This is a genomic window from Haloechinothrix alba (assembly GCF_900188115.1).
Lineage (GTDB): Bacteria > Actinomycetota > Actinomycetes > Mycobacteriales > Pseudonocardiaceae > Haloechinothrix > Haloechinothrix alba.
Map to the genome: position 1 here is coordinate 70,967 of NZ_FZNW01000019.1, position 23,674 is coordinate 94,640.

General features: G+C 69.6%; 22 protein-coding genes. 6 read left to right on the top strand and 16 right to left on the bottom strand.

The features are described 5' to 3' along the window. Positions 1 to 90 precede the first annotated feature (90 nt). Positions 91 to 453: a hypothetical protein gene (locus CHB84_RS17675; RefSeq protein WP_089302792.1), complete on the bottom strand. Its 363-nt coding sequence runs from the start codon at positions 451 to 453 to the stop codon at positions 91 to 93. Positions 454 to 532: 79 nt separating this feature from the next. Here CHB84_RS17675 and CHB84_RS17680 point away from each other — a divergent pair, with 79 nt between their 5' ends. Continuing rightward, positions 533 to 1,321, top strand: a complete 789-nt coding sequence (locus CHB84_RS17680) for a glycerophosphodiester phosphodiesterase family protein (RefSeq protein WP_245818810.1) — start codon at positions 533 to 535, stop codon at positions 1,319 to 1,321. A gap of 54 nt (positions 1,322 to 1,375) precedes the next feature. On the opposite strand, the gene CHB84_RS17685 is transcribed toward CHB84_RS17680, so the two are convergent. Further along, on the bottom strand, positions 1,376 to 2,101 hold the full coding sequence (locus CHB84_RS17685; protein WP_089302794.1) for a transglycosylase family protein: 726 nt from the start codon (positions 2,099 to 2,101) through the stop codon (positions 1,376 to 1,378). A gap of 263 nt (positions 2,102 to 2,364) precedes the next feature. Here CHB84_RS17685 and CHB84_RS17690 point away from each other — a divergent pair, with 263 nt between their 5' ends. Both CHB84_RS17690 and CHB84_RS17700 read left to right on the top strand, forming a co-directional pair. Then, positions 2,365 to 3,789 carry an MFS transporter gene (locus CHB84_RS17690; protein WP_089302747.1) on the top strand — a complete coding sequence of 475 codons (1,425 nt, stop codon included), beginning with the start codon at positions 2,365 to 2,367 and terminating at the stop codon, positions 3,787 to 3,789. 446 nt (positions 3,790 to 4,235) lie between these two features. Next, positions 4,236 to 4,580: an RNA polymerase-binding protein RbpA gene (locus CHB84_RS17700; RefSeq protein WP_089302749.1), complete on the top strand. Its 345-nt coding sequence runs from the start codon at positions 4,236 to 4,238 to the stop codon at positions 4,578 to 4,580. Positions 4,581 to 4,654: 74 nt separating this feature from the next. Here CHB84_RS17700 and CHB84_RS17705 read toward each other — a convergent pair whose 3' ends face one another. The 3 genes from CHB84_RS17705 to CHB84_RS17715 all read right to left on the bottom strand — a co-directional run bounded on the left by CHB84_RS17705 (position 4,655) and on the right by CHB84_RS17715 (position 8,860). Continuing rightward, positions 4,655 to 5,413 (bottom strand): polyprenol monophosphomannose synthase, encoded by a 759-nt coding sequence (locus CHB84_RS17705; RefSeq protein ID WP_089302750.1) that lies wholly within the window; start codon positions 5,411 to 5,413, stop codon positions 4,655 to 4,657. 8 nt (positions 5,414 to 5,421) lie between these two features. Further along, a complete protein-coding gene (gene lnt / locus CHB84_RS17710) occupies positions 5,422 to 7,071 on the bottom strand; it encodes an apolipoprotein N-acyltransferase (RefSeq protein ID WP_245818811.1) in 1,650 nt (549 codons plus the stop codon). 151 nt (positions 7,072 to 7,222) lie between these two features. After that, entirely contained in the window at positions 7,223 to 8,860 is a 1,638-nt protein-coding gene (locus tag CHB84_RS17715; RefSeq protein ID WP_217898615.1) for an amidohydrolase, read from the bottom strand. Between the two features lie 217 nt (positions 8,861 to 9,077). Here CHB84_RS17715 and CHB84_RS17720 point away from each other — a divergent pair, with 217 nt between their 5' ends. Together CHB84_RS17720 and CHB84_RS17725 are read left to right on the top strand one after the other, a co-directional pair. After that, a complete protein-coding gene (locus CHB84_RS17720) occupies positions 9,078 to 10,466 on the top strand; it encodes a KamA family radical SAM protein (RefSeq protein ID WP_089302752.1) in 1,389 nt (462 codons plus the stop codon). A 78-nt stretch (positions 10,467 to 10,544) separates the two neighbouring features. Then, positions 10,545 to 11,624 carry a GDSL-type esterase/lipase family protein gene (locus tag CHB84_RS17725; RefSeq protein ID WP_089302753.1) on the top strand — a complete coding sequence of 360 codons (1,080 nt, stop codon included), beginning with the start codon at positions 10,545 to 10,547 and terminating at the stop codon, positions 11,622 to 11,624. A gap of 50 nt (positions 11,625 to 11,674) precedes the next feature. Here the strand turns inward: CHB84_RS17725 and CHB84_RS17730 are convergent, their stop codons facing one another. Both CHB84_RS17730 and CHB84_RS17735 read right to left on the bottom strand, forming a co-directional pair. Further along, entirely contained in the window at positions 11,675 to 12,127 is a 453-nt protein-coding gene (locus tag CHB84_RS17730; RefSeq protein ID WP_089302754.1) for an Lrp/AsnC family transcriptional regulator, read from the bottom strand. Beyond that, positions 12,124 to 13,278, bottom strand: coding sequence for a M24 family metallopeptidase (locus tag CHB84_RS17735; protein WP_089302755.1), 1,155 nt, complete (start codon positions 13,276 to 13,278; stop codon positions 12,124 to 12,126). Before CHB84_RS17735 ends, CHB84_RS17730 begins: the two co-directional genes overlap by 4 nt. A 148-nt stretch (positions 13,279 to 13,426) precedes the next feature. Here CHB84_RS17735 and CHB84_RS17740 point away from each other — a divergent pair, with 148 nt between their 5' ends. Then, positions 13,427 to 14,377 carry a 5'-3' exonuclease gene (locus tag CHB84_RS17740; RefSeq protein ID WP_245818812.1) on the top strand — a complete coding sequence of 317 codons (951 nt, stop codon included), beginning with the start codon at positions 13,427 to 13,429 and terminating at the stop codon, positions 14,375 to 14,377. A gap of 12 nt (positions 14,378 to 14,389) precedes the next feature. On the opposite strand, the gene CHB84_RS17745 is transcribed toward CHB84_RS17740, so the two are convergent. The 9 genes from CHB84_RS17745 to CHB84_RS17785 form a co-directional block, all read right to left on the bottom strand. Then, positions 14,390 to 14,797: a DUF4333 domain-containing protein gene (locus CHB84_RS17745; RefSeq protein ID WP_089302757.1), complete on the bottom strand. Its 408-nt coding sequence runs from the start codon at positions 14,795 to 14,797 to the stop codon at positions 14,390 to 14,392. Positions 14,798 to 14,824: 27 nt separating this feature from the next. Next, positions 14,825 to 16,036 carry a GNAT family N-acetyltransferase gene (locus tag CHB84_RS17750; protein ID WP_089302758.1) on the bottom strand — a complete coding sequence of 404 codons (1,212 nt, stop codon included), beginning with the start codon at positions 16,034 to 16,036 and terminating at the stop codon, positions 14,825 to 14,827. 40 nt (positions 16,037 to 16,076) lie between these two features. Beyond that, positions 16,077 to 16,847: a DUF4333 domain-containing protein gene (locus CHB84_RS17755; RefSeq protein ID WP_089302759.1), complete on the bottom strand. Its 771-nt coding sequence runs from the start codon at positions 16,845 to 16,847 to the stop codon at positions 16,077 to 16,079. A 124-nt stretch (positions 16,848 to 16,971) separates the two neighbouring features. Further along, the gene (locus tag CHB84_RS17760; RefSeq protein ID WP_245818813.1) at positions 16,972 to 19,773 is read right to left on the bottom strand and encodes a DEAD/DEAH box helicase; all 2,802 of its coding nucleotides are present in this window, start codon (positions 19,771 to 19,773) and stop codon (positions 16,972 to 16,974) included. 55 nt (positions 19,774 to 19,828) lie between these two features. Beyond that, positions 19,829 to 20,794, bottom strand: a complete 966-nt coding sequence (gene tatC, locus CHB84_RS17765) for a twin-arginine translocase subunit TatC (RefSeq protein WP_089302760.1) — start codon at positions 20,792 to 20,794, stop codon at positions 19,829 to 19,831. Between the two features lie 189 nt (positions 20,795 to 20,983). Next, complete coding sequence (gene tatA / locus CHB84_RS17770; RefSeq protein WP_089302761.1) at positions 20,984 to 21,343, bottom strand: Sec-independent protein translocase subunit TatA; 360 nt, start codon at positions 21,341 to 21,343, stop codon at positions 20,984 to 20,986. A gap of 72 nt (positions 21,344 to 21,415) precedes the next feature. After that, positions 21,416 to 21,637, bottom strand: a complete 222-nt coding sequence (locus CHB84_RS17775) for a hypothetical protein (RefSeq protein ID WP_089302762.1) — start codon at positions 21,635 to 21,637, stop codon at positions 21,416 to 21,418. Between the two features lie 23 nt (positions 21,638 to 21,660). After that, entirely contained in the window at positions 21,661 to 22,638 is a 978-nt protein-coding gene (locus CHB84_RS17780; RefSeq protein ID WP_089302763.1) for a helix-turn-helix transcriptional regulator, read from the bottom strand. Further along, positions 22,635 to 23,615 (bottom strand): helix-turn-helix transcriptional regulator, encoded by a 981-nt coding sequence (locus tag CHB84_RS17785; protein WP_089302764.1) that lies wholly within the window; start codon positions 23,613 to 23,615, stop codon positions 22,635 to 22,637. Before CHB84_RS17785 ends, CHB84_RS17780 begins: the two co-directional genes overlap by 4 nt. Positions 23,616 to 23,674: the final 59 nt, after the last annotated feature.

Consider the following 23,674-nt stretch of genomic DNA (forward strand, 5'->3'; position numbering starts at 1 on the left):
GGCGTCAGCGGGCAGTACGAGGAGAGCGGTCACAACCTTCTGCCAGAACGTCACTGTGACGGTAACCCCGCCTCGTCCCGGACCGCCCGCTCAACGCAGCTGCTCGATTCCCTTGGCGGCTCGTGCCAGCTCGCCTGCCAGCTCGCGGAGATCCTCCGCAGGCGCGCGGTCGTCGGCCGCCGTCACGATGTCCTCGGCGGCACAGCGCAGCTGGAAAAGTCGATCCTGCAGTGCGGCGACCTCGGCGTGTGACAGCACGACGGCGTCCTCGGGCAACCCGCTGCGCTGCACGGCCATCCGGCGCTCGTACGCGCGCTGGCGGCAGGATTGGCCGCAGTACCGGCGCCTCCGCCCGATGCTGCCACCATCCGCGAGGCGCGCCCCGCACCATCCGCAGTACCGGACGTTCCCCTGCCCCGTGCTCAATTCGTCACGTGACGAATTTTCGGTCATGATCGTGTCCACGACGATGCACCATATACGGCCATCGGCTCGTTACCTCGCGGCCACGCCGGGCAGGCACACTATCAGTGTGAGTCGACGTCATCCGTACCTCGCAGTACCGGGCCACCGCGCCTTCGCTCATCGTGGCTGGCACATCGGCGACCTCGACGGCATGGAGAACTCCCTTGCGTCGTTCCGGCGTGCATCCGCCGAGGGCTACCGGTTCATCGAAACCGACGTTCAGGTCACAGCGGACGGCGTGGTGGTCGTGCACCATGACAGTGAGCTCGACCGGACCACCGACCGGAGCGGACAGGTGAGCTCGTTGCGCTGGGCCGAAGTGAGCCGGGCGCGCATCGGCGGCATCGAACCCGTCAGCAGGCTCGAGGACGTACTCGAGGAGCTCCCGGAGGTCCTGTTCAACATCGACGTCAAGATCGATGCGGCCGTTGAGCCGTTCGTTCGTGTCATCGAACGCACTGGCGCGATAGACCGGATCGGCGCCGCGGCGTTCTCCGGACGCAGGCTGGCCCGCCTGCGCCGCCTGGCAGGCCCGAAGCTCGCCACCGCGATGTCGCCGTGGTCCGTACATACCCTGTGGAGTGAGTCACGGTTCCGTGCGGCCCGGCTGGGACGCCGGATCACCGGGCTGATGGCCCAGGTACCACCGAGCTACGGGCGGTTCGCGTTGCTCGACGAACGCTTCGTCCGCACAGCACACCGGTCCGGAGCGGAGGTACACGCTTGGACCATCAACACGCCGTTGCAGATGCGCCGGCTGCTCGACATGGGCGTGAACGGTATCGTCACCGACCGGCCGGACCTCCTGCGCGCCGTTCTCCGCGAACGCGGGCTGTGGGCCTCGCCCGCCGGTTAGGCGGCCCGGCCCCGTGCCCGCCGGGCATACGACGGGTGGCCTCGCCGGGCATCCTCAGTTCGGCGGCTCTCCCTCCCATGCCGCGCGCCACGTCTTGGGACCCAGCCGGCCGGAGTCGTTGATGCCGTTGGCGCGCTGCACAGCGAGTACTGCCTCCCGCGTCTTCTCGTAGTAGCATCCCGAACCCGTGAATACGTGATCGAAGTCGTATGCGTTCATCCGCAGCTGGAAGTCGCGTAGTGCAGCCGCGCAGTCTCCGTAGGCGTAGACCACTCCCGGCCATGGTGGCATGGTCTCCGGACCGGTGTCCGGTTCGTGGGGCGGGCGAGGCTCGGGTTGGGGCGCCTCGGGATCGCCGATATACACGGAGTCCTCATAGGACGGCACAACACCACTGCGCGCGTCGATGTCCTCACGCAGTTCGAGGAAACCCGCGCCCGCGCACTCCCACGGCTGCCACCCGCGCATCCGGTACAGGTACAGCGCGCGGTAGTCCTGTTCGGCCGGGCTGGCCCGATCAGGCCTGCCCTCTCCCCCGACACTGCGCCACGTCGACAGGTCGAACTGGTATGCGCCGTAGTACCCGTTGCCGGTATCGGCGCCGTAGCGGTCGCTGGACTCGCACATGCGCAGCTCGGCCCAGTCCGCATACGAGGGATCGGCCGCGGCCGGAACCACTGCCCCGGCACCGACACAGCCGAGGACGGCGGTAACGGCGAACCCCCGAGCCAGTACCGCCGCACTGGCCGGAAATCGCCGCAGCGCCGGTAGAACCGTCATGATCGGCACGGTAGATATCATTCACGTGAGCCACAAGACACACACCAGCATCTTCAGCCTCAATTCCCACAGCCGGGTTACCCGTATCCGGCAATGATCAGGGGCGGACACACCCGGACAGCGAGGGAGCCGTACATGAGCCGGACAATGGTCCGCGCGTTCGACGTGATGTATCCAGCACCTCACCATCGGTCGTACGCTGCCATAACAGTCCCCCGTGTACGGGTGCGCCCTGCGCACCGGCGTCAGCAAGCTGAGGTGGTATGACCAGTCACCAGAACGCGGCGGTACCGGCGGCCGATCCCGCCCGGCGCAGGCGCGAGCAGATCGGTTGGTACTTCTACGACTGGGCCAACCAGCCGTTCTTCACCACGGTCACCACCACGTTCGGGGCGGCCTACATCGGTGGGCTCGCCTCCGACTCGGCGCAGGCCGACACCGAGCGCAACGGGCCCGACCCGTGTGTCGACGCCGCCGGAAGCGCCAACAACCTCGTCTCCTGCGACATCGAGCTGCTGTTCCTCCAGCTCCCCGCGGGTGTGCTGTGGAACTACCTGGTCGCCACGGCCACCGTGATCCAGTTCTTGGTGCTTCCTGTCGCGGGCGCGATCACCGATCGCAGCCGCAACAAGAAGCTGCTCCTGGCGATCTTCGCGTTCACCGGCGCCACAGCCGTATCGATGATCGTCTTCGCCGCCGGAACCAACTGGCAGCTCGCCGCCGGGATGTACCTGATCGGCCAGGTCTCCTACGGCGGCTCCATCGTGGTCTACTACTCGTTCCTCGCCGAGGTCGCCTATGCCGATGAACGGGACACCGTCTCCACCCGGGGCTGGGCGATGGGGTATCTGGGCGGAGGCATCGCGCTGGCGCTGCAGCTCGTGCTCGTCCTCAACCACGACGCCGTCGGCCTGACGCAGACCGAGTCCGTACGCCTGGCGTTTCTGAGCTCCGGCATCTGGTGGGCGGGCTTCACCCTCATCCCGCTGTTCCGTCTGAGGCAACACAGCGTCCCTCGCGCGGTCGAGCCGGGCCGATCGCCGCTGACCGCGGGATTCGTGGAGCTGGGCAAGACACTGCGCGGCGCCCTCGCGTTCCCGCTCACGCTGTGGTTCCTCGGCGCCTACCTCATCTACAGCGACGGCATCTCCACGGTGGTCAGCGTGTCGGCGCAGTACGGCACCGAGCAACTCGGGTTCGAGCAGGACGTGCTCATCATCACCATCCTCGTGGTGCAGTTCCTCGCCTTCATCGGGGCACGCCTGCACGGCCTGGTCGCGGAACGTGCCGGAGCCAAGCGCACGATCATGACGAGCCTCCTGCTCTGGATCGGCGTGCTGGTGGCCGCTTACCACCTCGAACCAGGCAACGAACTGATGTTCTGGTCCGTGGCCGCCGCGATCGGCCTGGTACTCGGCGGGGTCATGGCGCTGTCCAGGTCGCTGTTCAGCCAGCTCATCCCCCCGGGCAAGGAGGCGCAGTACTTCGGCCTGTACCTGGTCACCGAGCGCGGAACACCCCAGTTCGGCACCGCGCTGTTCGGTCTGATCGCGCAAGCGTCGGGCTCATTCCGGCCCGCCATCATCGCCCTGGCCGTATTCTTCATCCTGGGCTTTCTGCTGTTGGCCTTCCTGCCCGTCCGCAGGGCCATCCGGGCCGCGGGCAACAGCGAGCCTGCCGTGGTGTGAGACCGCGCACCGGACCGGTAGAGACATTCCCCATCCGTGGACTTGCGACTACCGTTCGGACCCACAGGTTGATCACGTTACGTGACCAACCGTGCTCACTGGCGATCGATCACTGCACCGGAACCCGCACATGCATCGGCCGGTCGTAGCGGCGCCGTCGGCAACCGTTAACCTGCATGTGGGAGACCTGTGGGTCGGTGGTTCGCTTCCCCGAGGCGGCTCGCACGCGCGTGAGCAGCTCTGTGAACCAGCGACGCGCAGGTTCGCGGGGACAACGGCCGTCATGAGCCGGTGACAGCGATGTCTCCGTGGAGAGGAACTCCTCGAGCTCCGAGATACTGCGCACCGGAGGCGGCACTGCTCCATCAGGGAACCCTGGGACGGCGCCGTTCGTTGCACAGTGTGAGCACCCTGTCGCTTGCCGAGCCGACCGAAAGGATCACACTATGGCCGACCGCGTTCTCCGCGGTAGCAGGTTGGGGGCGGTCAGCTACGAGACTGATCGTGATCACGACCTCGCTCCGCGGCGTACCGTGCATTACGCCTGCCCCAAGGACCACAGCTTCGAAGTACCGTTCTCCGACGACGCCGAGATCCCGCAGACCTGGGAGTGCAGGCTGCACGGCACCGAGTCCGAGCTCATGGACGGCAGCCAGCAGGAGCAGAAGAAGGCCAAGCCGCCACGGACCCACTGGGACATGCTGCTCGAGCGCCGGTCCGTCCCCGAGCTGGAGGAGTTGCTCAACGAGCGCCTCAACGAGCTGCAGGAGCGACGTAACCGCGGAACCTGAGATCACGCGGCCCGGCCACGCACTACTCGCCCGTGACGAGGGCCCCACCCGCTGCGGTGGGGCCCTCGTCGTGTTCAGCCTCGAGGCCCGTTCCGGCGCGCCACTGCCGCGCGAAGCTGCCTGCCTCGATGGCGCAAGCCCCACGCTCCCACGTTGAGCACGGCCTCCCGCACGATCGAGCCGGTCATCTTGGAGTGGCCGACCTCCCGTTCGGTGAACGTGATGGGTACCTCGGCCACCGAGAACCCGGCACGGATGGCACGCCAGGCGAGGTCGATCTGGAAGCAGTACCCCTGCGAGTCGGCCTCCTCGAGTGGGAGCGCGTCCAGCACCGCCCGGCGGTAAGCACGGTAACCGGCGGTGATGTCCTTGATCCGCACCCCGAGCGCGAGCCGGGAGTACAGGTTGCCGCCCTTCGACAGCACCTTCCTGCGGCGCGGCCAGTTCACCACGCTGCCACCGGGGACGTAACGCGACCCGATGACGAGGTCGTGCTCGGTAACGGCAGCCAGGATGCGCGGCAGGTCCTCGGGGGCGTGCGAACCGTCCGCGTCCATCTCCACCAGCGTGCCGAACTCCCGCTCCAACCCCCAGCGGAACCCGGCGATGTAGGCGGCGCCGAGCCCGGCCTTGCCCTTCCTGTGCAGCACATGGACGCGATCGTCCCGCGAGGCGAGCTCCTCGGCGAGCGCGCCGGTACCGTCCGGGCTGCCGTCATCGACGACCAGCACGTGCGTGTCCGGCCGTACGCGGTGTAGCCGCGTCACCAACGACCCGATGTTGTCGCGCTCGTTGTAGGTCGGCACGACCACCAGCACAGCATTGTTGTCCATCGCCGGGGTTACCCACTCCTGTCCTGGTCGGCGCTACGCGAGTACGCGGCACGATCGCGAAACCGCAACCCTATCGCCACCAGAACCGCGGCCAACCCACCGCCGACGAGGATGCGTTCGGGCCAGGCACCCAACGCGGTGGCGACGGTGCTGGTGTCGCGCAGCGGGACAGGCCGCACGAACGACTCCGCCGTGTACAGTTCCGTCCGGTGCCGGACCGTGCCGTCCGGTGCGACGACAGCGCTGATCCCGCTCGTTGCGGCGACGACGGCCGCGCGGCCGTGCTCGATCGCGCGCAGCCGGGACATCGCCAGGTGCTGGTAGGTCATCTCCCCTCGCCCGAACCAGGCATTGTTGGTCGGTACGACCAGCAGCTCCGCCCCACTGGATACCGCATCGCGCAGCACGTAGTCGTAGGCCGACTCGTAGCAGATCGCGACGCCCACCCGGGTCTGCCCGGCATCCAGTACCGCACGCTCCCGGCCCGGGGTCATATCGACCATGTGATCGACGAACGGCGTGAACCAGCTCGCGATCGCACGCATCGGTATGTACTCGGAGAACGGCACGAGTTCCTGCTTGGCGTAGTAGTCCTGCGCCCCGCTGTGCGGGTTCCAATGGACAACGGCGTTCTCGCGCTCGTTTCGCACCGGGTCATGGACCATCGCGCCGATCAGCGCGGGAGCGCCGAACCGGCTCACCAGATCGTCCACGACAGGGTCACCGTCGACGACATCGGTCGCGGTCTCCGGCCATACCACCAGATCCGGCTGCTCGTGGCGACCCGACGCGAGTGCGTCCAGGAACCGCTCGCTCTCGGCGATATGGTTCTTCCGGATGGTCTCTCGCGCCCCGAGCAGGTCCAGCCCGGCATCCGGCGCGTTACCCTGCACCACGCCGACATCGATCGTCCCGTTCGTCGGTTCCGTACCGATCGCGGGCCAGGTCGCCACCGCAACGATCAGCGGAAGCGCGACCCCTGCCGTCGCGGCGCCGAGTGGCCGTGCCGTACTCCGCGGTCCGAGCCCGTCCCCGCCGCTGCGCCACGAGCGTCCCCGCAGGCGCACGGCGATGCACAGCGCCAGGCGCGCCAGGCACAGGCCCGTCAGAACCACCACGAAACTCACAAGGGGCGCCCCACCGAGCGCGGCCAGCGAGCCGAACACGCCGCCCGGCTGGCCGAAGGCCACCCGGCCCCAGGGGAACCCGTTGAGCGGCCACGCCCCGCGGAGCCATTCCTGCGTGACGAACAGGGCTGCCATCCACACCGGTCCTCCCGGCAACGGCGCGACGACCGTCATCGCCGCGCACGCCAGCGCGATGAACAGCGCGATCAGCGCCGACAGCGCCAGCCACGGCCACGGTCCGAGGTCCGCGCCGAGAAAGTCCTGGATCCACGCCAGGTGGGTCAGGGTGAAAACCAGACCGAATGCCATCCCGCAGGCCGCACCGCCGCGGAAGCCTGCCCGGTGCAGCGCGAGCCCGAGACCGGCGAATGCCAGCGGGGCGAGCCACCACCATTCGCGGGGCGGGAAGCTCAGGAACAACAACCAGCCGGACCCGGCCGAAAGCGCCATCCGCATGGCCGAGGCCGCCGCACGCCCGCGCATCCACGCCGGCAGGACGGCGAAAGCGTCCCGACGCTCGCGTTCACTCACGGGACTCAGCCTATGAGGACGTGATCACGCTCGCCGTGCGGGTCGCCGTGCGGGTTGCCGCGCGGCACCCGGGCGAGCCGAGGGAGGGACCCCTTCGATACCTCTGATGCACCCAAGGAGCCCTTCGGCTCGTCACGGGAGGACGGGAACGTCACGAGGGCCCGAAGAGTGTCTCGCCGCGCAGCACCGTGCGCCGGCAGCGTGGCAACGGTGCGTCGGGGTCGACGCGCGGCAGCGGAGGCACCCGTGACCGGGGGTCGGTCGACCAGCGCTGCACCCGCGCGTCCGGGGCCGCGACGGACAGCTCCCCGACCTCCCATACCGCGTAGTTGGCGGGGGCACCGGGAACCAGCCTCCCGCTGAGCCCGTCGAACAGCCCCGACGCGCGGTAGCCGCCCCTGGTGTGCGCGTTGAACGCCGCCCGGGGCGACACGCCCGCTCCCGGGGTGTGATGGTGCACGGCGGCTCGCACGGTCTGCCACGGGGCCAGCGGGGTCACCGGGCTGTCCGACCCGTAGGCCAGCGCCACCCCGCGCGCCGCGAGCATGCTGAACGGGTTGAGCCCGCGCGCCCGATCCCGGCCCAGCCGCCGCTGGTACATACCCTCCGCACCGCCCCACAGGGCGTCGAAAGCCGGCTGCATGGATGCGGTGACGTTCCACCGGGCCAGCTCCGCTGCCTGCTCCTCGTCGACCATCTCCAGGTGTTCGACCCGGTGGCTCCGCGCGGCGATAGCGCGCTGCCCGAGTACCCGCTCGGCCGCACCGAACCCCTCGATCACCGCGCCGACCGCCCGGTCCCCGATCGCGTGGAAGCCTGCCTGCATCCCCTCCTCGGTGCAGGCGATGACATGCGCGGCCACCTCGGCCGCGTCGAGGTACTGGATCCCGCGCGAGCCCGCCGAGTGCTCGCCGGGGTCGGCGTAGCTCTCGTGCAGTGCGGCGGTGCGCGAGCCGAGCGCGCCGTCGACGCACAGGTCCCCGGCCAGGCCGACCGCGCCGAGTTCGCGCGCGCGACGTACCGCGTCGGCGCCGGTCGAGCCCGCGAGCTCGCCCCAGTAGGGCACGACATCCGGCCGCCGGGCTGCCGAGGCGAGCTCGACCAGCTCCCGCAGGTCGTCCTCTCCCGAGATCATGGGACCGGCGCATTCGTGCACGCTCGTGACCCCCGCGGCAGCCGCCGCGTCGAGGAACGTGCGCTGCGCCAGCCTGCGCTGCTCGGCGGGCACCGCGGCCTGGGCGGCGCCGCGTAACTGGTGATGCGCCTCGGACGTGACCGGCCCGTCGGCGGTCCACCCCGCTACCTCGGAGGCTCCGGGGGCAAGGGCCGCGAGAGCGGAGGACACCAGGGCCGAGTGCACGTCGACGCGGCTGAGGTACACCGGTACCGTTCCGCAGGCCTCGTCGAGCTCGGCCCTGCTCGGCAGGCGCGAGCTCGACCACGTGTCCTCGTCCCACCCGTGGGCCAGCAGCACCTGCCCGACAGATGCGGCCGCGCACCAGCCCCGCACAGCCTCGAGCAGCTCATCGGGCCCGCCAACGGTGGTCAGGTCGGGCCCTGCCAGGTACAGGCCCGTCGCGGTGGCGTGCACGTGGGCGTCCACGAACGACGGAGCGACGAACGCGCCGTCCAGCGGGATCTCCTCGGCGTCCGGATGCAGGGCTCGCCCGGGCCGGTCCTGCCCCAGCCACGTCACCGTTGCGCCCTCGACGGCCATCGCCGTGGCATCGGGCGCGCTCGGCGAATGGATGCGCCCGCCGGTCAGCAGTGTCGTGCGTGATGAGTTCACGGGTCGCAGTCTGCCGGTTCCCGCTTCGACGGCGCGCATGGCCCCTCCACGCGGTGACAGCGGCAACCCCATGACCCGAACGCGTCACGTGGGAAAATATTTACGTCATTATCGATGTTTGACAGGAGATATTTCATCCTGATTCGGTATGGAGGAAAAGAGTGTGTCAGCGGCCGGGCACGACCTGCCCGGCCACGACCGGTGAGGAGTGGACACCATGACCGCGGTAACGGAGCGATCCGTCGCGCAGGCCGGCCAGAGCCTCGAGCAGCCGTACGTCTACCGGCGTACCGAACTCGCCGAGCCGGACTGGCGACGGTTTCCCGGGTGGTCGGATGTCACCGAGGCCCAGTGGCGCGACGCGCAGTGGCAGCGCGTGCACTGCGTGCGCAACATCAAGCAGCTCCGCGCGCTCATGGGGGACCTGCTCGACGAGAGCTTCTACGCCGATCTCGAGGCCGACCAGCAACAGACGGCGACGATGTCGATGCTGCTTCCGCCGCAGATGCTCAACACCATGGCTGCTACGGCAGGAGCAGGCGAGTTCACCGACGCGTTCCTCGCCGATCCGCTACGCAAGTACATGCTGCCCGTGCGGTCCGACCGGCTGCCCACCTGGCCGTCGCACCCTTATGCGGAGCGGGACTCGCTGCACGAGGCGGAGATGTGGGTCGCCGAGGGGCTTACCCACCGCTACCCCACCAAGGTTCTCGCTGAGCTGCTGTCCACCTGCCCGCAGTACTGCGGGCACTGCACCAGGATGGACCTCGTCGGCAACTCCACGCCGCAGGTCGACAAGCTCAAGCTCGAGCTCAAACCGGCCGACCGGCAGGACGTCATCATCGACTACCTGCACAACACCCCCGGCGTGCGGGATGTCGTGGTCTCGGGTGGCGACGTCGCGAACGTGCCGTGGCACCAGCTGGAGAGCTTCCTGATGCGGCTGCTGGCCATCGAGTCGATCCGGGACATCCGGCTGGCCACCAAGGCACTCGCGGGGCTGCCTCAGCACTGGCTCCAACCCAGGATCGTGGAAGGGCTCGAACGCGTGGCGCGCACCGCGGCTCGGCGTGGTGTCAACCTCGCGATCCACACGCACGTCAACCACGGCCAGTCGCTGACCCCGCTCGTCGCGGAGGCCGCACGCACGGCCCTCGAGGTCGGCGTTCGTGATGTGCGCAACCAGGGGGTCCTGATGCGCGGTGTGAACGCCACCCCGGATGCGCTCCTCGACCTGTGTTTCGGCCTGCAGGACGAAGCGGGCATCCTGCCCTACTACTTCTACATGTGCGACATGATCCCCAACGCGGAGCACTGGCGGGTCTCCGTGGCGCAGGCACAGCACCTGCAGCACGCGATCATGGGCTACCTGCCCGGCTACGCCACACCCCGCATCGTGTGCGACGTCCCCTACGTCGGCAAGCGCTGGGTGCACCAGCTCGCCGAGTACGACCGGGAGCTCGGCATCTCGTACTGGACGAAGAACTACCGCACGGGCATCGAGACGGACGACCCGGACGCACTGACCCGCCGGTACCCCTACTACGACCCGATCGACACGCTTCCCGAGTCCGGCAGGCGTGCCTGGGAGCACGCGGCCGACTGAGCCCACCCGTGTCCCACGGGTAAGTGACCCGTACCGTCACACAGCCGGCATACAACGCTGCCCGTACGATGCACAGTGATGCGGAGGTTCCCGACCCCACGGTTGCGTTGGTGGCACGCCGCGCTCGCGGTCGTGGCGGGTGCCGCGCTGGTGGTCCTACTGGTCGTCGTCGACTTCGCTCCCGACGAGGAGCCGGAGCCGGGGCCGCCCGAGGACGCGCCCCGGACGCTGGTCAGCATCGGCGACAGCACCCTCTCCGGCGACGGCATCGGTGAGTACACCGAGACCACCGACGGTCTGGACGGCAACTGGTGCCGCCGGTCGCCGCTGGCGGCGATACACAGAACCGATGTCCCGGGTGTCGACGAGACCGTCAACCTGGCCTGCTCGGGTGCGACCACCGAGCACGTCCGGCTCGGTGGCGGGCAGCGCTACGGCGAACCGTCACAGGCCGAGCAGCTCACCGAGCTGGCTCGCACGAACCGCGTCGTCGGAGTCGTGGTCGCGATCGGCGCCAACGACGAGCCTCGTTTCTCGTCCCGGGTGCGTGACTGCATCCAGGCGTACTTCACCGAGTCGCCGTGCAGCGAGACACTCGCCCCGGAGTGGTCGGACATCGTGGCGGATATGGTGCCCGACGTCGAAGCCGCGCTGTCCGATGTGCGCGCGGCGTTGGCCGATGCGCACTACGATACGGACGACTATCAGCTCATCCTGCAGTCGTATGCCCCGCCGATCGCTCCGGACATCCCCGAGGACGTGCGCGATCTCGGTGGCTGTCCATTCCTGACACAGGACCTGGAGTGGTTGAGCTCCCGGGCCGTGACCGAGCTCAACGACGGGCTGCGCGCCGCGGCCGACGCGGCGGGCGCACGCTTCCTCGACCTCTCCCGCGCCAGCAGGGGCCGCGAGGCCTGTACCGGCGGCGCGGACCCGAGCACCGAGTGGTTCACCCGGCTCACCGTGCGGTTCGACGACCTCGACGACGCCGACCGCGCGCGCCAGGCGATCCGCGAGTCGTTCCACCCGAACGCCGCCGGGCACCGCCAGATCGGAGGCTGCCTCACCCAGTTCCTGACCACCGACGCGCAGGAGGCGGCCTGCCTGGTCACCGACGACGGTACGTTGCGGGCGGCACCGGGCGTGCCGGGCAGCTGACGGGCGCGACGTCAGGCGAGCCGCTCACGGCCGGAGCGGCTGCGCACGGCTCAGATCGGAGCGGGGCGCCCTTCGAACGGCGTGGACAGCACCACCGTCGTCCGGGTCGATACGTTGGCGACCTCCCGGATCTGCCGCAGCAGCTCCTCGAGCGCGCGTGGCGAGGTCACGCGCACCAGTAGCACATAGGACTCGTCCCCTGCGACCGAGTAGCATGCCTCGATCTCACGGATGTGCTCGAGGCGCTGCGGGTAGTCATCCGGGGCGGCCGGGTCGGTCGGCGTCAGGGAGATCAACGCGGTCAGCGGCAGCCCGATCTGGTCCCCGTCCAGCCGCGCCGTGTAGCCCTTGATCAGCCCTCGCTCCTCGAGTCTGCGGACCCGCTGGTGAACGGCCGACACGGACAGGCCGACCCGGGCGGCGAGGTCGGTGAAGCTACACCGCCCGTCTGCGTTGAGCTCCCGCGCGATGGCCTTGTCCACCGGCTCGAGTGCCGAGCTCACTCCCCGACCACCAACAGGTCACGCGGGCGCTTGTTCAGCGACTCGACGCCGTCGGAGGTGACGACGACGATGTCCTCGATCCGCGCGCCCCACCGTCCGTTGTGGTAGATACCCGGTTCGACACTGAACGCGACACCAGGCTCGAGAGGCAACTCGTTGCCCTCCATCACGAACGGCTCCTCGTGCACGTCGAGCCCGATCCCGTGGCCGGTTCGGTGGATGAACTGGTCACCGTAGCCTGCCTCGGCGATCGGCTGCCGTGCCGCCGCATCGATGTCCTGCGCGGCGACACCGGGACGGACCGCGGCGACCGCGGCCTCCTGCGCCTGTTGCAGGACCCCGTATGCCGACCGCACGTCCGGTTCACGGGGCTCGCCAACCGCGTACGTCCGGGTACAGTCCGAGTAGTACCCGGCGGCTGTCGGCCCGCCGATGTCGACGACGATGACGTCACCGCGCTCGATCGTGCGGTTGGACACCTCGTGGTGCGGGCTGGCACCGTTCGGTCCCGAACCGACGATGATGAACTCCGCCCCGGTGTGTCCTTCCTCGACGATGGCGGCTTCCAGATCGGCGGCGACCTCGGCCTCCGTGCGCCCGGCGCGCAGCATGTCGGGCACGCGCGCGTGCACACGGTCGATGGCCTCCGCCGCCGCGCGCAACGCGTCGACCTCCGCGGCGTCCTTGCGCATACGCAGGCTTCGCAGCACCGTGCCGGCCAGAACCTGCTCGGCGTCCGGGATCGCGTCCCGCAGCGCGAGCACGTGGCGTGCCGTCATCACGTCGCTCACGGCGACCCGGCCCGGCTCCGCGGAAATGCGCACCAGGTCCGCGACGAGCTGGTACGGGTCCTCGCCGTCCCGCCAGGTCACCACGTCCAGGCCGAGTTCCTCGGCAGGCAGCTCACCGTAGGCAGCGCGCTCCAGCTTCGGCAGCACAAGCGAGGGCGCGGCGTCCCCTGCGGGGATGACGAGCGCGGTGAGCCGCTCGTACGAGCCCCCCGCCACGCCGAGCAGGTATCGCAGGTCCGCGCCCGGCGAGATCAGCAGGGCGTCGGTGCCGGACTCGGCGGCGGCCGCGCTCGCGCGCTGGATCCTGGCACGCAGGCTTTCCGGGTCGGGTGCGGAATGGTGCGGTGATGGACGCGACATGGCCCGAGCGTATCCGCTCGATCGGCACGCAGCACGAGGGAGGGACACGCACCGCCCGGCAGCGGGGTGCGCGGCCGCGGACCCCGCGCGACACCCGGGACCGGAACAGGCTGTACCGCGTGTGATCACCTGTGGCACGCTGCGGTACGTGACTGCTCCCCTCGTGCTCCTGGACACCGCGAGCCTGTACTTCCGCTCGTTCCACGCCCTGCCCGAGTCGCTGCGCGCGCACGACGGCACGCCGGTCAACGCCGTGCGGGGCTTCGCGGACACCCTCGCGCGGATCATCCTCGACCGGTCCCCGGGCAGGCTCGTGGCATGCCTCGACGCGGATTGGCGCCCGCAGTTCCGCGTCGACCTGCTGCCGAGCTACAAGGCACACCGGGTGGACAGCGAAGCCGGTGAGGCCGTGGAGGAGGTACCGGACACGCTCGGCCCGCAGGTACCGATCATCCTCGAGCTTCTGGACGCGATGGGGATCTGCACCGCCGAGGCCGCAGGCTACGAGGCCGACGACGTCATCGGGACGCTCACGGCGCGGGAGACCGCCGCGCCGGTCGAGATCGTCACCGGGGACAGGGACCTCTTCCAGCTGGTGCGTTCCACGCCCACACCCGCCACCGTGATCTATGTGGGAAAGGGCTGGGCCAAGGCCGAGATCCTCGGGGAACGGGAACTCGCCGACAAGTACTCCTTGCCGCTCGACACCGCAGGCGCGGCCTACGCGGACATGTCCGTGCTGCGCGGTGATCCCTCGGACGGCCTGCCAGGCGTGCCGGGGATCGGGGAGAAGACGGCTGCCAAGCTCATCGTCCGGTTCGGTTCACTCGCCGAGCTGCTGCACGCGGCACGTGCCGGCGAGCCGAGCGTGCCTGCCAAGACCCGCGCGCGGCTGGCGGAGGCAGCCGACTACCTCACCGTCGCGCCACGAGTGGTCGGCGTGGTGCGCGATGCTCCCGTGGACCTGTCCGGAGACCGGACCACCCCTGCCGCGCCCGCGGACCCGACGCGCGTCGGGCGCCTCGCCGAGCAGTGGAACCTCGGTGGGTCGGCCGATCGCCTGCGCGACGCGGTGCGCACCCTCGCGACCCGGAACTGATCGGGTCCGTCCCTACTCCGGGCGACCCACGGTGTACGAGCCCTCGTCGCTGGTGACCGTGATCGGCACGCTCCGTTCCGCCCCGGAGATCACCGCGGTGCAGGTGAACGTGTTGCCCTCCGCCACCACCTGCTCCGGCGGACAGGTCACGACATCGAGATCGTCGATACCGTAGTCCTCTGTGAGCACGGTGTGCACGTCATCCTGCACGGCCGCGTCGTCGAACACCGGCTGCTGTTCCGGTACGGAGGTGACGTCCGGCACCTCGTATGCCGCCGAGGTTCGGGTCGACCGGGGCTCCTCGCCCGGCCCCGACTCGCCGGGCGCGCATGCCACCACGAGCGGCACCACCGGCACCAGCAGGAGCAGGCCGCCGCGCACCGCCCCACCCGTTGACCGGTTCGGGGAGGGAAGGGGCACGCGAACCTCCTTGACACGCCGTCTCCGTCAGAAGCCCGTCCCGCACCAGGGCTGCACGGCCCCGGCGAACAAGCGGTCGGCCGACTCCACAGCAGCCGGATCGACGACCTCCAGCCTGCCCACACCGGCGAGCGCACTCGGACGCCATGTGCCAAGGTACAACATAGCCAGCGTATCCACCTCCGCGCGCAGCTGCGGCGCCCGGTCCGTACGCTCCACGCCGGCGCCGGACACCCGGTACGTGCCCGAGTTGTCCGGCAACACCGGGTCGTGCACCGACAGCACGACGGCGGTATCCGTGCCATAGGTCCGGGCCGCGAGCGCGGCGCGCACATCGACAAGGCGCAGCCACAGGTGGTCACGCATGCCGGTGGTACGGCACGCCTGCGGGTTGTCGAGCAGTGCCTCGACCGGCTCGTCGAGCGGCCGGTTCGACACCTCGACGCGGTCGACCAGATCGACCCCCAGCAGGAAACGCCAGAGCTCGGCGAAGGCCGAGTCCGAGCAGGCGTGCATGTCGTCGACGGACAGCACGCACGCGCCGTCTCCCCCGGCCCGGTCCCGCTCCACGCAGTACATCGCGTAGCCCTCGACACCGTCACGGCCGTGGTACACGACGCCACGCGCCACCCCGCTCGACCGGCGGTAGAAGCCTTCCCACCCGGCCCAGAGCTGCTCCGGCCTGCTGAGCATGCCCGGCCGCGCAGACGCCAGCGACCGGTAGATCTCGGGAAGCCGCCGCAGCGCCGCGTCCGTGTCGAGCAGCTCGACGTCACCGCCGGACGGTGCCTGCTCCCGAACCCGCGTGCCGTGCCGCCACACCCGCAACGACCGTTCCACGGTGGCCACGCCGTAGCCGAACCTGCCGTATATCGCGCCTTCGCTGGCCAGTAGCCCCGCGAGGGGAATGCCGCGTTCGCGGAACGCGCCCAACTGGGTGCTCATCAGGTCACGCAACACGCCACGGCGGGTGCGGTGCGGCCGCACCCCGACCCCGGTGACCGCCGACGCGGGTACGCAGCCGCTCCCCGGAACCGCGACGGACACGTCGACCGACCTGGCCGTACCGACCAGCTCGTCACCGTCGAACGCACCCAGGCAGCGCCCGACCTGATGCGCCCGCTCGATGCGCTCGCGGTTCTCGTCGGGACCTCGCGGCGCGTGCAGCGCCTCGGCGAAGACCCCGTACGCGGACAGATGCTCGGATCGGTCCAGGGTGCGGACCACTCGGTCGGTCATACCGGGATCCTGTCGCAGCAACCGCGACGGCGCCACGGAATTACTCCGGCGTGCCCACTTCGTAGTTGCCGTCCTCGCTGGTCACGGTGATATTCACGGACCGGTCCTCGCCGTTGATCACCGCCGTGCAGTCGAACGAGTGATCCACCTCGACCTGCTGCCCGTCCGGGCAGGTCACGCTCTCCACGCCTTCGATCTGGTACTGCTCGGTGAGCACGTCCTGCACACCGCGTTCCATCTCCTCGTTGTCGAAAACCGTGGACGTGAACCACCCGGGTGCGACGAAGCCGAGGAACGCGACCGTGCCGACCAGCAGGATCAGGATGAGTACACCGATCCACAGCGCCAGGCCGGACTTCGAGCCCGAACCGCCGTCCCCTCCACCGGGGAAGCCACCTTGCTGCCCCTGGCCCGGGTACCCGACCGGCGGTTGCTGGTAGCCGCCCTGCTGGTACGGGTCGTACGGAGGCTGCTGTCCCCACTGGGGCTGGCCGGGCTGGGGCTGGCCCGGCTGGGGCTGGCCCGGCTGGGGGTAGCCGGGCTGCTGCCCCGGGTACGGCTGGCCGGGCTGTTGCCCCCACTGGGGTTGCCCTGGTTGGGGCTGTCCCGGCTGGGGCTGCTGGCCGGGCTGCGGGTAGCCACCGGGTGGTTGCTGTTGCCCCCACTGCTCCTGGCCCGGCTGTGGGTAGCCCGGCTGCCCCCACTGGCCTTGCGCTGGGAACCCGCCCGACGACGGACCCCCCTGCGCCTCACCGCCGTAGGGTTGCTGCCCCCACTGCTGGGGGTCGTTGCCTCCGTACGGCGTGCTCATCGTTCGCCTCCGCAGAATCGCCGTCCAGTCGTTCTCTCGGGATCCAACCACAGCAGGTGGGGCAGCATCCCCAATGGGGTCCGACGAGTACCGGTCGCACGGTACCCACCCACCGGGTGGCGGGCTACGTCGCTCCGGCAGCCACCACACCCCTGCGAATCGCTCGCACGGCGTCCCCCGCGGCATTCCCGATCTCGTCGCTGTTGCCGAGCACGTCGCGAAGCTGTTCGAGCAGGTCGACGACCTGCCGGCACCAGCGCACGAAGTCACCGGCGGACAGTTCCTGCCCGGCCGACTCGGACGCTGTCATCACCTTCTCCAGCGACTCACCGCGCGCCCAGCGATAGACGGGCCAGGCGAATCCCGCATCCGGTTCCCGGGTACGTTCCAGCTTGTGCCTGCGCTCGTCCTCCGCGAGCTCGGACCACACCCGTGCGGTGTGCTCCCACGCCTCGGCGACGCCGCCGGAGGGCACCTTGGGTTCCCCGGCGCTGTCCCTGCGAGCTTCGTACACCAGGGTCGAGACCACCGCAGCCAGCTCGGCAGGGCCGAGCCCACGCCAGACGTCGCGGCGGATGCACTCGGCGGTCAGCAGGTCCGACTCGCTGTAGATCCGGGCGAGCCGGTACCCGTGCTCGGTGACCCGGGTGACGCGGCCACCTCCGGAACCGTCCCCGGACTCGCCGTCCACGAGATAGCCCCGCTCGGTCAGCAGCGCGCGGATCTTGTCGAACGACCGGGCCAGCGAGTGCGTACGCGCGGCTACCTTGCGCTCCAGCTTGTTGTTCTCCTGCTCGAGACGCTCGTACCGCTCGACCCACCGCACGCGGGACTCGCGGTCCGCCAGTCCGTGCGCGGGGTGTGCGCGTAGCTCGTCGCGTAGCCGGGACAGTTCCGGATCGGAGTGCGCGTCCGCCTTGCCCCGCTTCTTGCCCGGCGCGGCGATACCGGTGTTGCGCAGCGAGGAGGCGATGTCGCGACGCACCCTCGGCGAGCGCACATCCACGTGTTTGGGCAGGCGGACCCGTCCGAGCGAGGACACCGGGGTCGGGAAGTCCGCGACCGACAGCGGTCCCGACCAGCGATCCTCGGTCACCACGACGGGTCTGGGCTCACGCGCCGGATCGGTTCCCGGATCGATCACGACGGCCAGCCCGGCGCGCTTGCCGTTGGGGATCGAGATCACGTCGCCTTTGCGGAGCCGCTCCAGCGAGTCGGCGACCTCGTCCTGCCGTGCGTACTTGCGCTTCCTGGCGAGCGTCTTCTCCCGATCGGAGATCTTCCTGCGCAGCTCGACGTACTCCCGCAGCTGCGCGAAGTCCTCCCCTGCTGCCTCCGCGTACCCGGCGAGGGCTTCCTTGTTCCTGTCGATCTTACGGGAGAGCCCCACCACGGAACGGTCGGCCTGGAACTGCGCGAAGGACTGTTCGAGCAGCTCGCGCGCTTGCTCGACGCCGACCTGCCCCACGAGGTTGACGGCCATGTTGTAGCCGGGGCGGAACGAGGAGTGCAACGGGTATGTCCGGGTCGAGGCCAGGCCCGCCACGTGCTTCGGGTCGACCCCCGGCTGCCACAGCACGACCGCGTAGCCCTCGACGTCGATCCCGCGCCGCCCGGCACGGCCCGTCAGCTGCGTGTACTCGCCCGGCGTGAGATCCACGTGCGCTTCGCCGTTGTACTTGACAAGACGTTCCAGCACGACGGTGCGCGCGGGCATGTTGATGCCGAGGGCCAGAGTCTCCGTCGCGAAGACCACCTTGACGAGGCCGCGCACGAACAGCTCCTCGACGGTCTCCTTGAAGGCCGGGAGCAGCCCGGCGTGATGTGCCGCGATACCGCGCTCCAGCGCATCGCGCCACTCCCAGTAGCCGAGCACGCCCAGGTCGCGTTCCGGAAGGTCCGCCGTCCGCGCGTCGACGATCGCGCGCACCTGCTCGACCTCCTCCGGTCCGTTGAGCCGGATATCGGCACGCGAGCACTGCTCGACCGCGGCGTCGCAACCGGCCCGGGAGAAGATGAACACGATCGCCGGCAGCAGCCCCTCGGTATCGAGCCGCTGGATCACATCCATCCGTGACGGCGGCCGGAACTTCGGCCCTCGCCCGCCCCGCGACGGCGGGCCCTTGCCCCGTCCCCGTTGGTTGCGCTGCCCGCGAAGCCCCGCGGGCCCGAGTGCCGCCCGGGCCTCCTCGGTGCGCTTGACCAGCGTCGGGTTGATCCGCGCCCGTCCCTCGCCGTCCGCGGCGAAGAGGTCGAACATCTGCTTGCCCACCATCATGTGCTGCCACAGCGGCACCGGCCGGTGCTCGTCGACCACGACAGCGGTGTCGCCCCGTACCTCGACCAGCCACTCACCGAACTCCTCGGCGTTGCTCACGGTGGCCGACAGCCCTGCGACGCGAACGTGTTCGGGCAGGTGCAGGATCACCTCCTCCCACACCGCTCCGCGGAAACGGTCGGCAAGGTAGTGGATCTCGTCCATCACCACGTAGCTGAGCTCGTTGATCGCCGAGGAGCCCGCGTACAGCATGTTCCGCAGTACCTCGGTGGTCATCACCACCACTGGTGCCGTGGAGTTGATCGCGGTGTCTCCGGTCAGCAGGCCGACCGAACCTTCCCCGTACCACGCGGTGAGGTCGGCGTACTTCTGGTTCGACAGCGCCTTGATCGGCGTGGTGTAGAAGCACCGGCGTCCCTCGGCGAGCGCGAGGTGCACGGCGAACTCGCCGACGACCGTCTTGCCCGCGCCGGTCGGGGCGCAGACCAGCACGCCGTGCCCGTCCTCCAGAGCCTCACAGCCACGGCGTTGGAATTCGTCGAACTCGAACGCCATCTGCGCGGCGAACTCGGTGAGCTGCGGATACGAAGCCCGGCGCTTGGCGGCCACGTAGGCCTCCGCCGGGGAGAGATCTAGGCGTTCAGCCACGCACCCAGGGTTGCACACCAGGGACCGTGTCCGCAGTCGGATTCGCGTCGGGTCGTCATGTCACGTCATCGGTGCGCCCGCCGGACGGGGAGTCCGAGCCCGGTTGCTCGGCGGCGTCCTCCCCCGCGCTGCTGGTCGGGGTATAGGTGAACGGGGCGGCCTCGTCGTCGGCCAGGCCGTCGAAACCTTCGGCCACCCGCTGGCGTTCCAGCTTTCGGTCGTGCATCCGGGCGAGCTGGATGGCGAGCTCGAACAGGCCGGTCAACGCGCAGGCCAAGGCGATCATGGAGAACGGGTCGGTCGGAGTCACGAAGGCGGCGAAGACGAACAGCCCGGCGATGATCCCGCGCCGCCAGCGCTTGAGCTGCGCGTACTGCACGACGCCGACCTTGTTGAGCATCACGATCAGCAGCGGCAGCTCGAAACTGATCCCGAAGATCACCAGTAGCGCGAGGATGAACGAGATGTACTCCTGGCCGCGCAACGCCGTCATGAAGGTGTCGCCACCGAAGCCGACCAGCACGCCGAGCGCGAGCGGGACAATGACGAGGGCGAGCGCGGCGCCGAGCGCGAACAGCAGCGACGCCACGCATACGAAGATCCGCGCGTACTTGCGTTCCCACTGGTACAGGCCGGGCGCGAGGAACGCCCAGATCTGGTACAGCCACAGTGGCCCGGTCAGCACCATACCGGCGGCGATGCCGACCTTCAGCTGGATCATGAAGGCCTCGAAGGGCGCCGTCTGGAGCAGCTGACACCCGTCGCCGGTATCCAGGCGCGCTTCCTGGGGAATGTCGCAGTACGGGCCCTTGATCACGTCACCAAGAGCTGGAACGGGACCGACGCCCGTACCGAACCACAGGAACCCGATCGTGCCGCCGGCCACGACCACCAGCAGCGCGTAGAGCAGGCGCCTGCGGAAGTCGTACACGTGTTCGATGAGGGTCATCGACCCGTCGGGATTGTAGCGACGGCTCCGGCGCCGCCGCGTCGTCCGTCTGGACGTGGCGTCAGCGCTCATGACCCGCCCAACTCAGCCACGATGTCTCTCCGATACACATACGTCACTCGCGTCGTTCACCCCGACCCCGACTGCCGGCCACACGGGATGCCCGCTCGCCCGGCACACGTCACCGCGCGAGGGACCGGTACACGACGCGTGTGCGGCCGGCATGCACCGTTGCAACCCGGGGATCGACTTGCCGGGTCGTCAGCTCGCGTTCCGGTGCGGTTCGTCAGCGTTGCCCTTCATCTCGTTCAGCTGACGCTGCAGGTCCGCGATCTGCTCGTCCGACGACGTGCCGTCCGACTTGTCGGTGCGCGTCGCCGAGGCTTGCGTGGTGGGGAGCTGACGCATGTCCGGGTCGGACGCAGCAGGCGCAGCCGACTCCGAGGACGCCCCGGCCGTCGAGTCCGCACCGTCATCCTCACGCAGGCCCTTGGTCTCGGCCTTGAAGATCTTCATCGACCTGCCGAGGGAGCGCGCAGCGTCCGGGAGCTTCTTCGCGCCGAACAACAGGACGAGCACGACGACGAGGATAGCGAGCTGCCACGGTGAAAAAGGCCCCATCGTGGCCTCCTTTCTTGCCTTTCGGCCATTCTACTGTTCCTCGATCCAGCTAACTGGATAGCAGGAAAAGGATCAACCCGAACGAGCACCGAACCGTTCCCGAAACCCGACGCGCACGGCAGCGGCCCGTGCCCGCAGTAACCGGACGTGTCCGGTCAGACCTGCGAGAACCAGCCGCGACGTCGTGCGGCACATGCGTAACGAGCGATACGTACGCATGGACAGCGCCAGCAGCGTCGCGAGGGCGCCGAGAAGCACGGCGCCGAGGATGGTGAACACAGTGACCTCGCCCACGCCGATACTGTACTCCCCGCCCCTCAGTCCCGGGTGACCGGCAGGTGACCGGCGCGTTCCAGTGCCTCGATCGCCCGGGAACGGACCCGTTCGGCCAGCTCGACCGGCTCCTCGACGCTGACGTCCCCGCCGAGGCCGAGCAGGAGCCGCACCATCCAGTCCTCGTCGCCGTAGCGCATCCGGACGCGCAACCTGCCGCCCGCCAGCTCATCGAGTTCCTCGCAGGAGTAGTACTCCGCCATCCATCGCGTTTCCGGAGCCAGCACCAGGACCGCCTCACCGTGCTCGGGCCGGGGCGGGAACAGACCCTCGGAGACGTCCATCGGCTCCGCGTCGGGCGGGGCACTGGCCTGCTCGTCGAGCACCTCCAGCATGTCGATGCGGTCGAGCCGGAACATACGCACCCCCTCCGCGCGCCGGCACCAGGCCTCGAGGTACCCGTGCCCGTCGACGATGAGCATCCGCATCGGGTCGGTGACCCGCTCGGTGATCTGGTCCGTCGACGCCGTGTAGTACCGCATCCGGAGCGCGCGTGCCCTGGTCAGCGCGTCCTGGACCGATCGCCGCGTCGACGCGGTCGGGTCGGACTCGCGTACGCCCGGATCGATCACCACCCCGTCCGGTCGTGCCTCCCCGCTCGCCGACTCGATCTTGGCGATCGCTCTGCGGACCGCGTCGGCGTCCAGTACACCAGGCGTCTCGGCCAGCGCGCGCAACGCCACCAGCAGCGCGGTCGCCTCCCTGCCGGTCAGTCGCAGTGGCCGCCGCATCCCTGCGTCGAAGGTGACCGTCACGGTGTCGGCGTCGAAGGACAGGTCGATCAGGTCACCCGGGCCGTAACCGGGCAGCCCGCACATCCACAGCAGCTCGAGGTCCTTGCGCAGCTGCTGTGGGGTGACGTCGAAGTCCGCGGCCGCATCGTCGATCTTGATACCCGGGCGCGCCAGCAAGTACGGCACCAGCGCCAGCAACCGCGGCAACCGCTGCGCGACAGCCTTCATGCCCGGATCCCTTCCCTGGCGATGGCATCCAGTCGCTCATGGACGGTCTTGGCGAGCACGTCGGGCTCCAGCACCACGGCATCGGGACCGTAACCGGCGATCCACCGGGCAGCGCTGTCCATGCAGTACAGCTCGATCTCCACCTCCTCGCCGGGCTCTCCTCCCAGCGCACGCCCGCCGATGACGGTGGCCTTCCGCCGGATGCCCGCCGCCTTGCCCTCCGCCAGCCACAGGCGGGCTGTACTCACCCGCCCCCCGTCGTCATCCGGGTTACCCGCGACGAGGCCGAGCAGATCCACCCCGTGCGGCGCTTCCACCTCCCCGGGACTGCCGATCAGGCGGACCTCCCCGATCACGCGGGAGAGCCGGAAGCACCGTGCGGCCTGCCGGTCACGATCGTGCCCGACCGCGTACCAGCGCCCTCGCCAGGACACGACGCCCCACGGTTCGAGGGTCCGCGTCCTGCGCTCGGCGGAGTCGCCGCGCCGGTAGTCGAACCGGACCGGCCTACCCTGCTGCACCGCCGTGAGCACGGGTGTGAAGGCGGGTTCGGTGCGCACCCGGGGCTGCACGATCCCGGAGCCGGACGTGTCCACCTCCACCCCCGCCGCACGCAGCTTGACGAGCGCGCTGCCTGCCAGCCCGGTCAGCTCCGGCGAGTCCCAGAGCCGGACAGCCAGGCCGACGGCGGCGGCCTCGTCCGCGGCGAGATCGATGTCCCCGAGCTCGTAGTCCCTGCGTGCGATGCGGTAGCCGTCGGTGCTGTCGAACACCGAGCTACGGCCGGTCTCCAGCGGCACACCCAGCTCGCGCAACTCGACCTTGTCCCGTTCGAACATGCGGAAGAAGGCCTCGTCGCTGGTCGCGTCCGCGTAGCCGGGGACGGTCGCCCTGATCCGCTCGGCTGTGAGGTACTGGCGCGTGGACAGCAACGCGAGTACCAGGTTGACCAGGCGTTCGGCACGTGCGGTTGACACGCCCCGAGCCTAACGCCAACATCTGGTCACGCGCGGCAGGATCGGGCCAGTCGTACGGA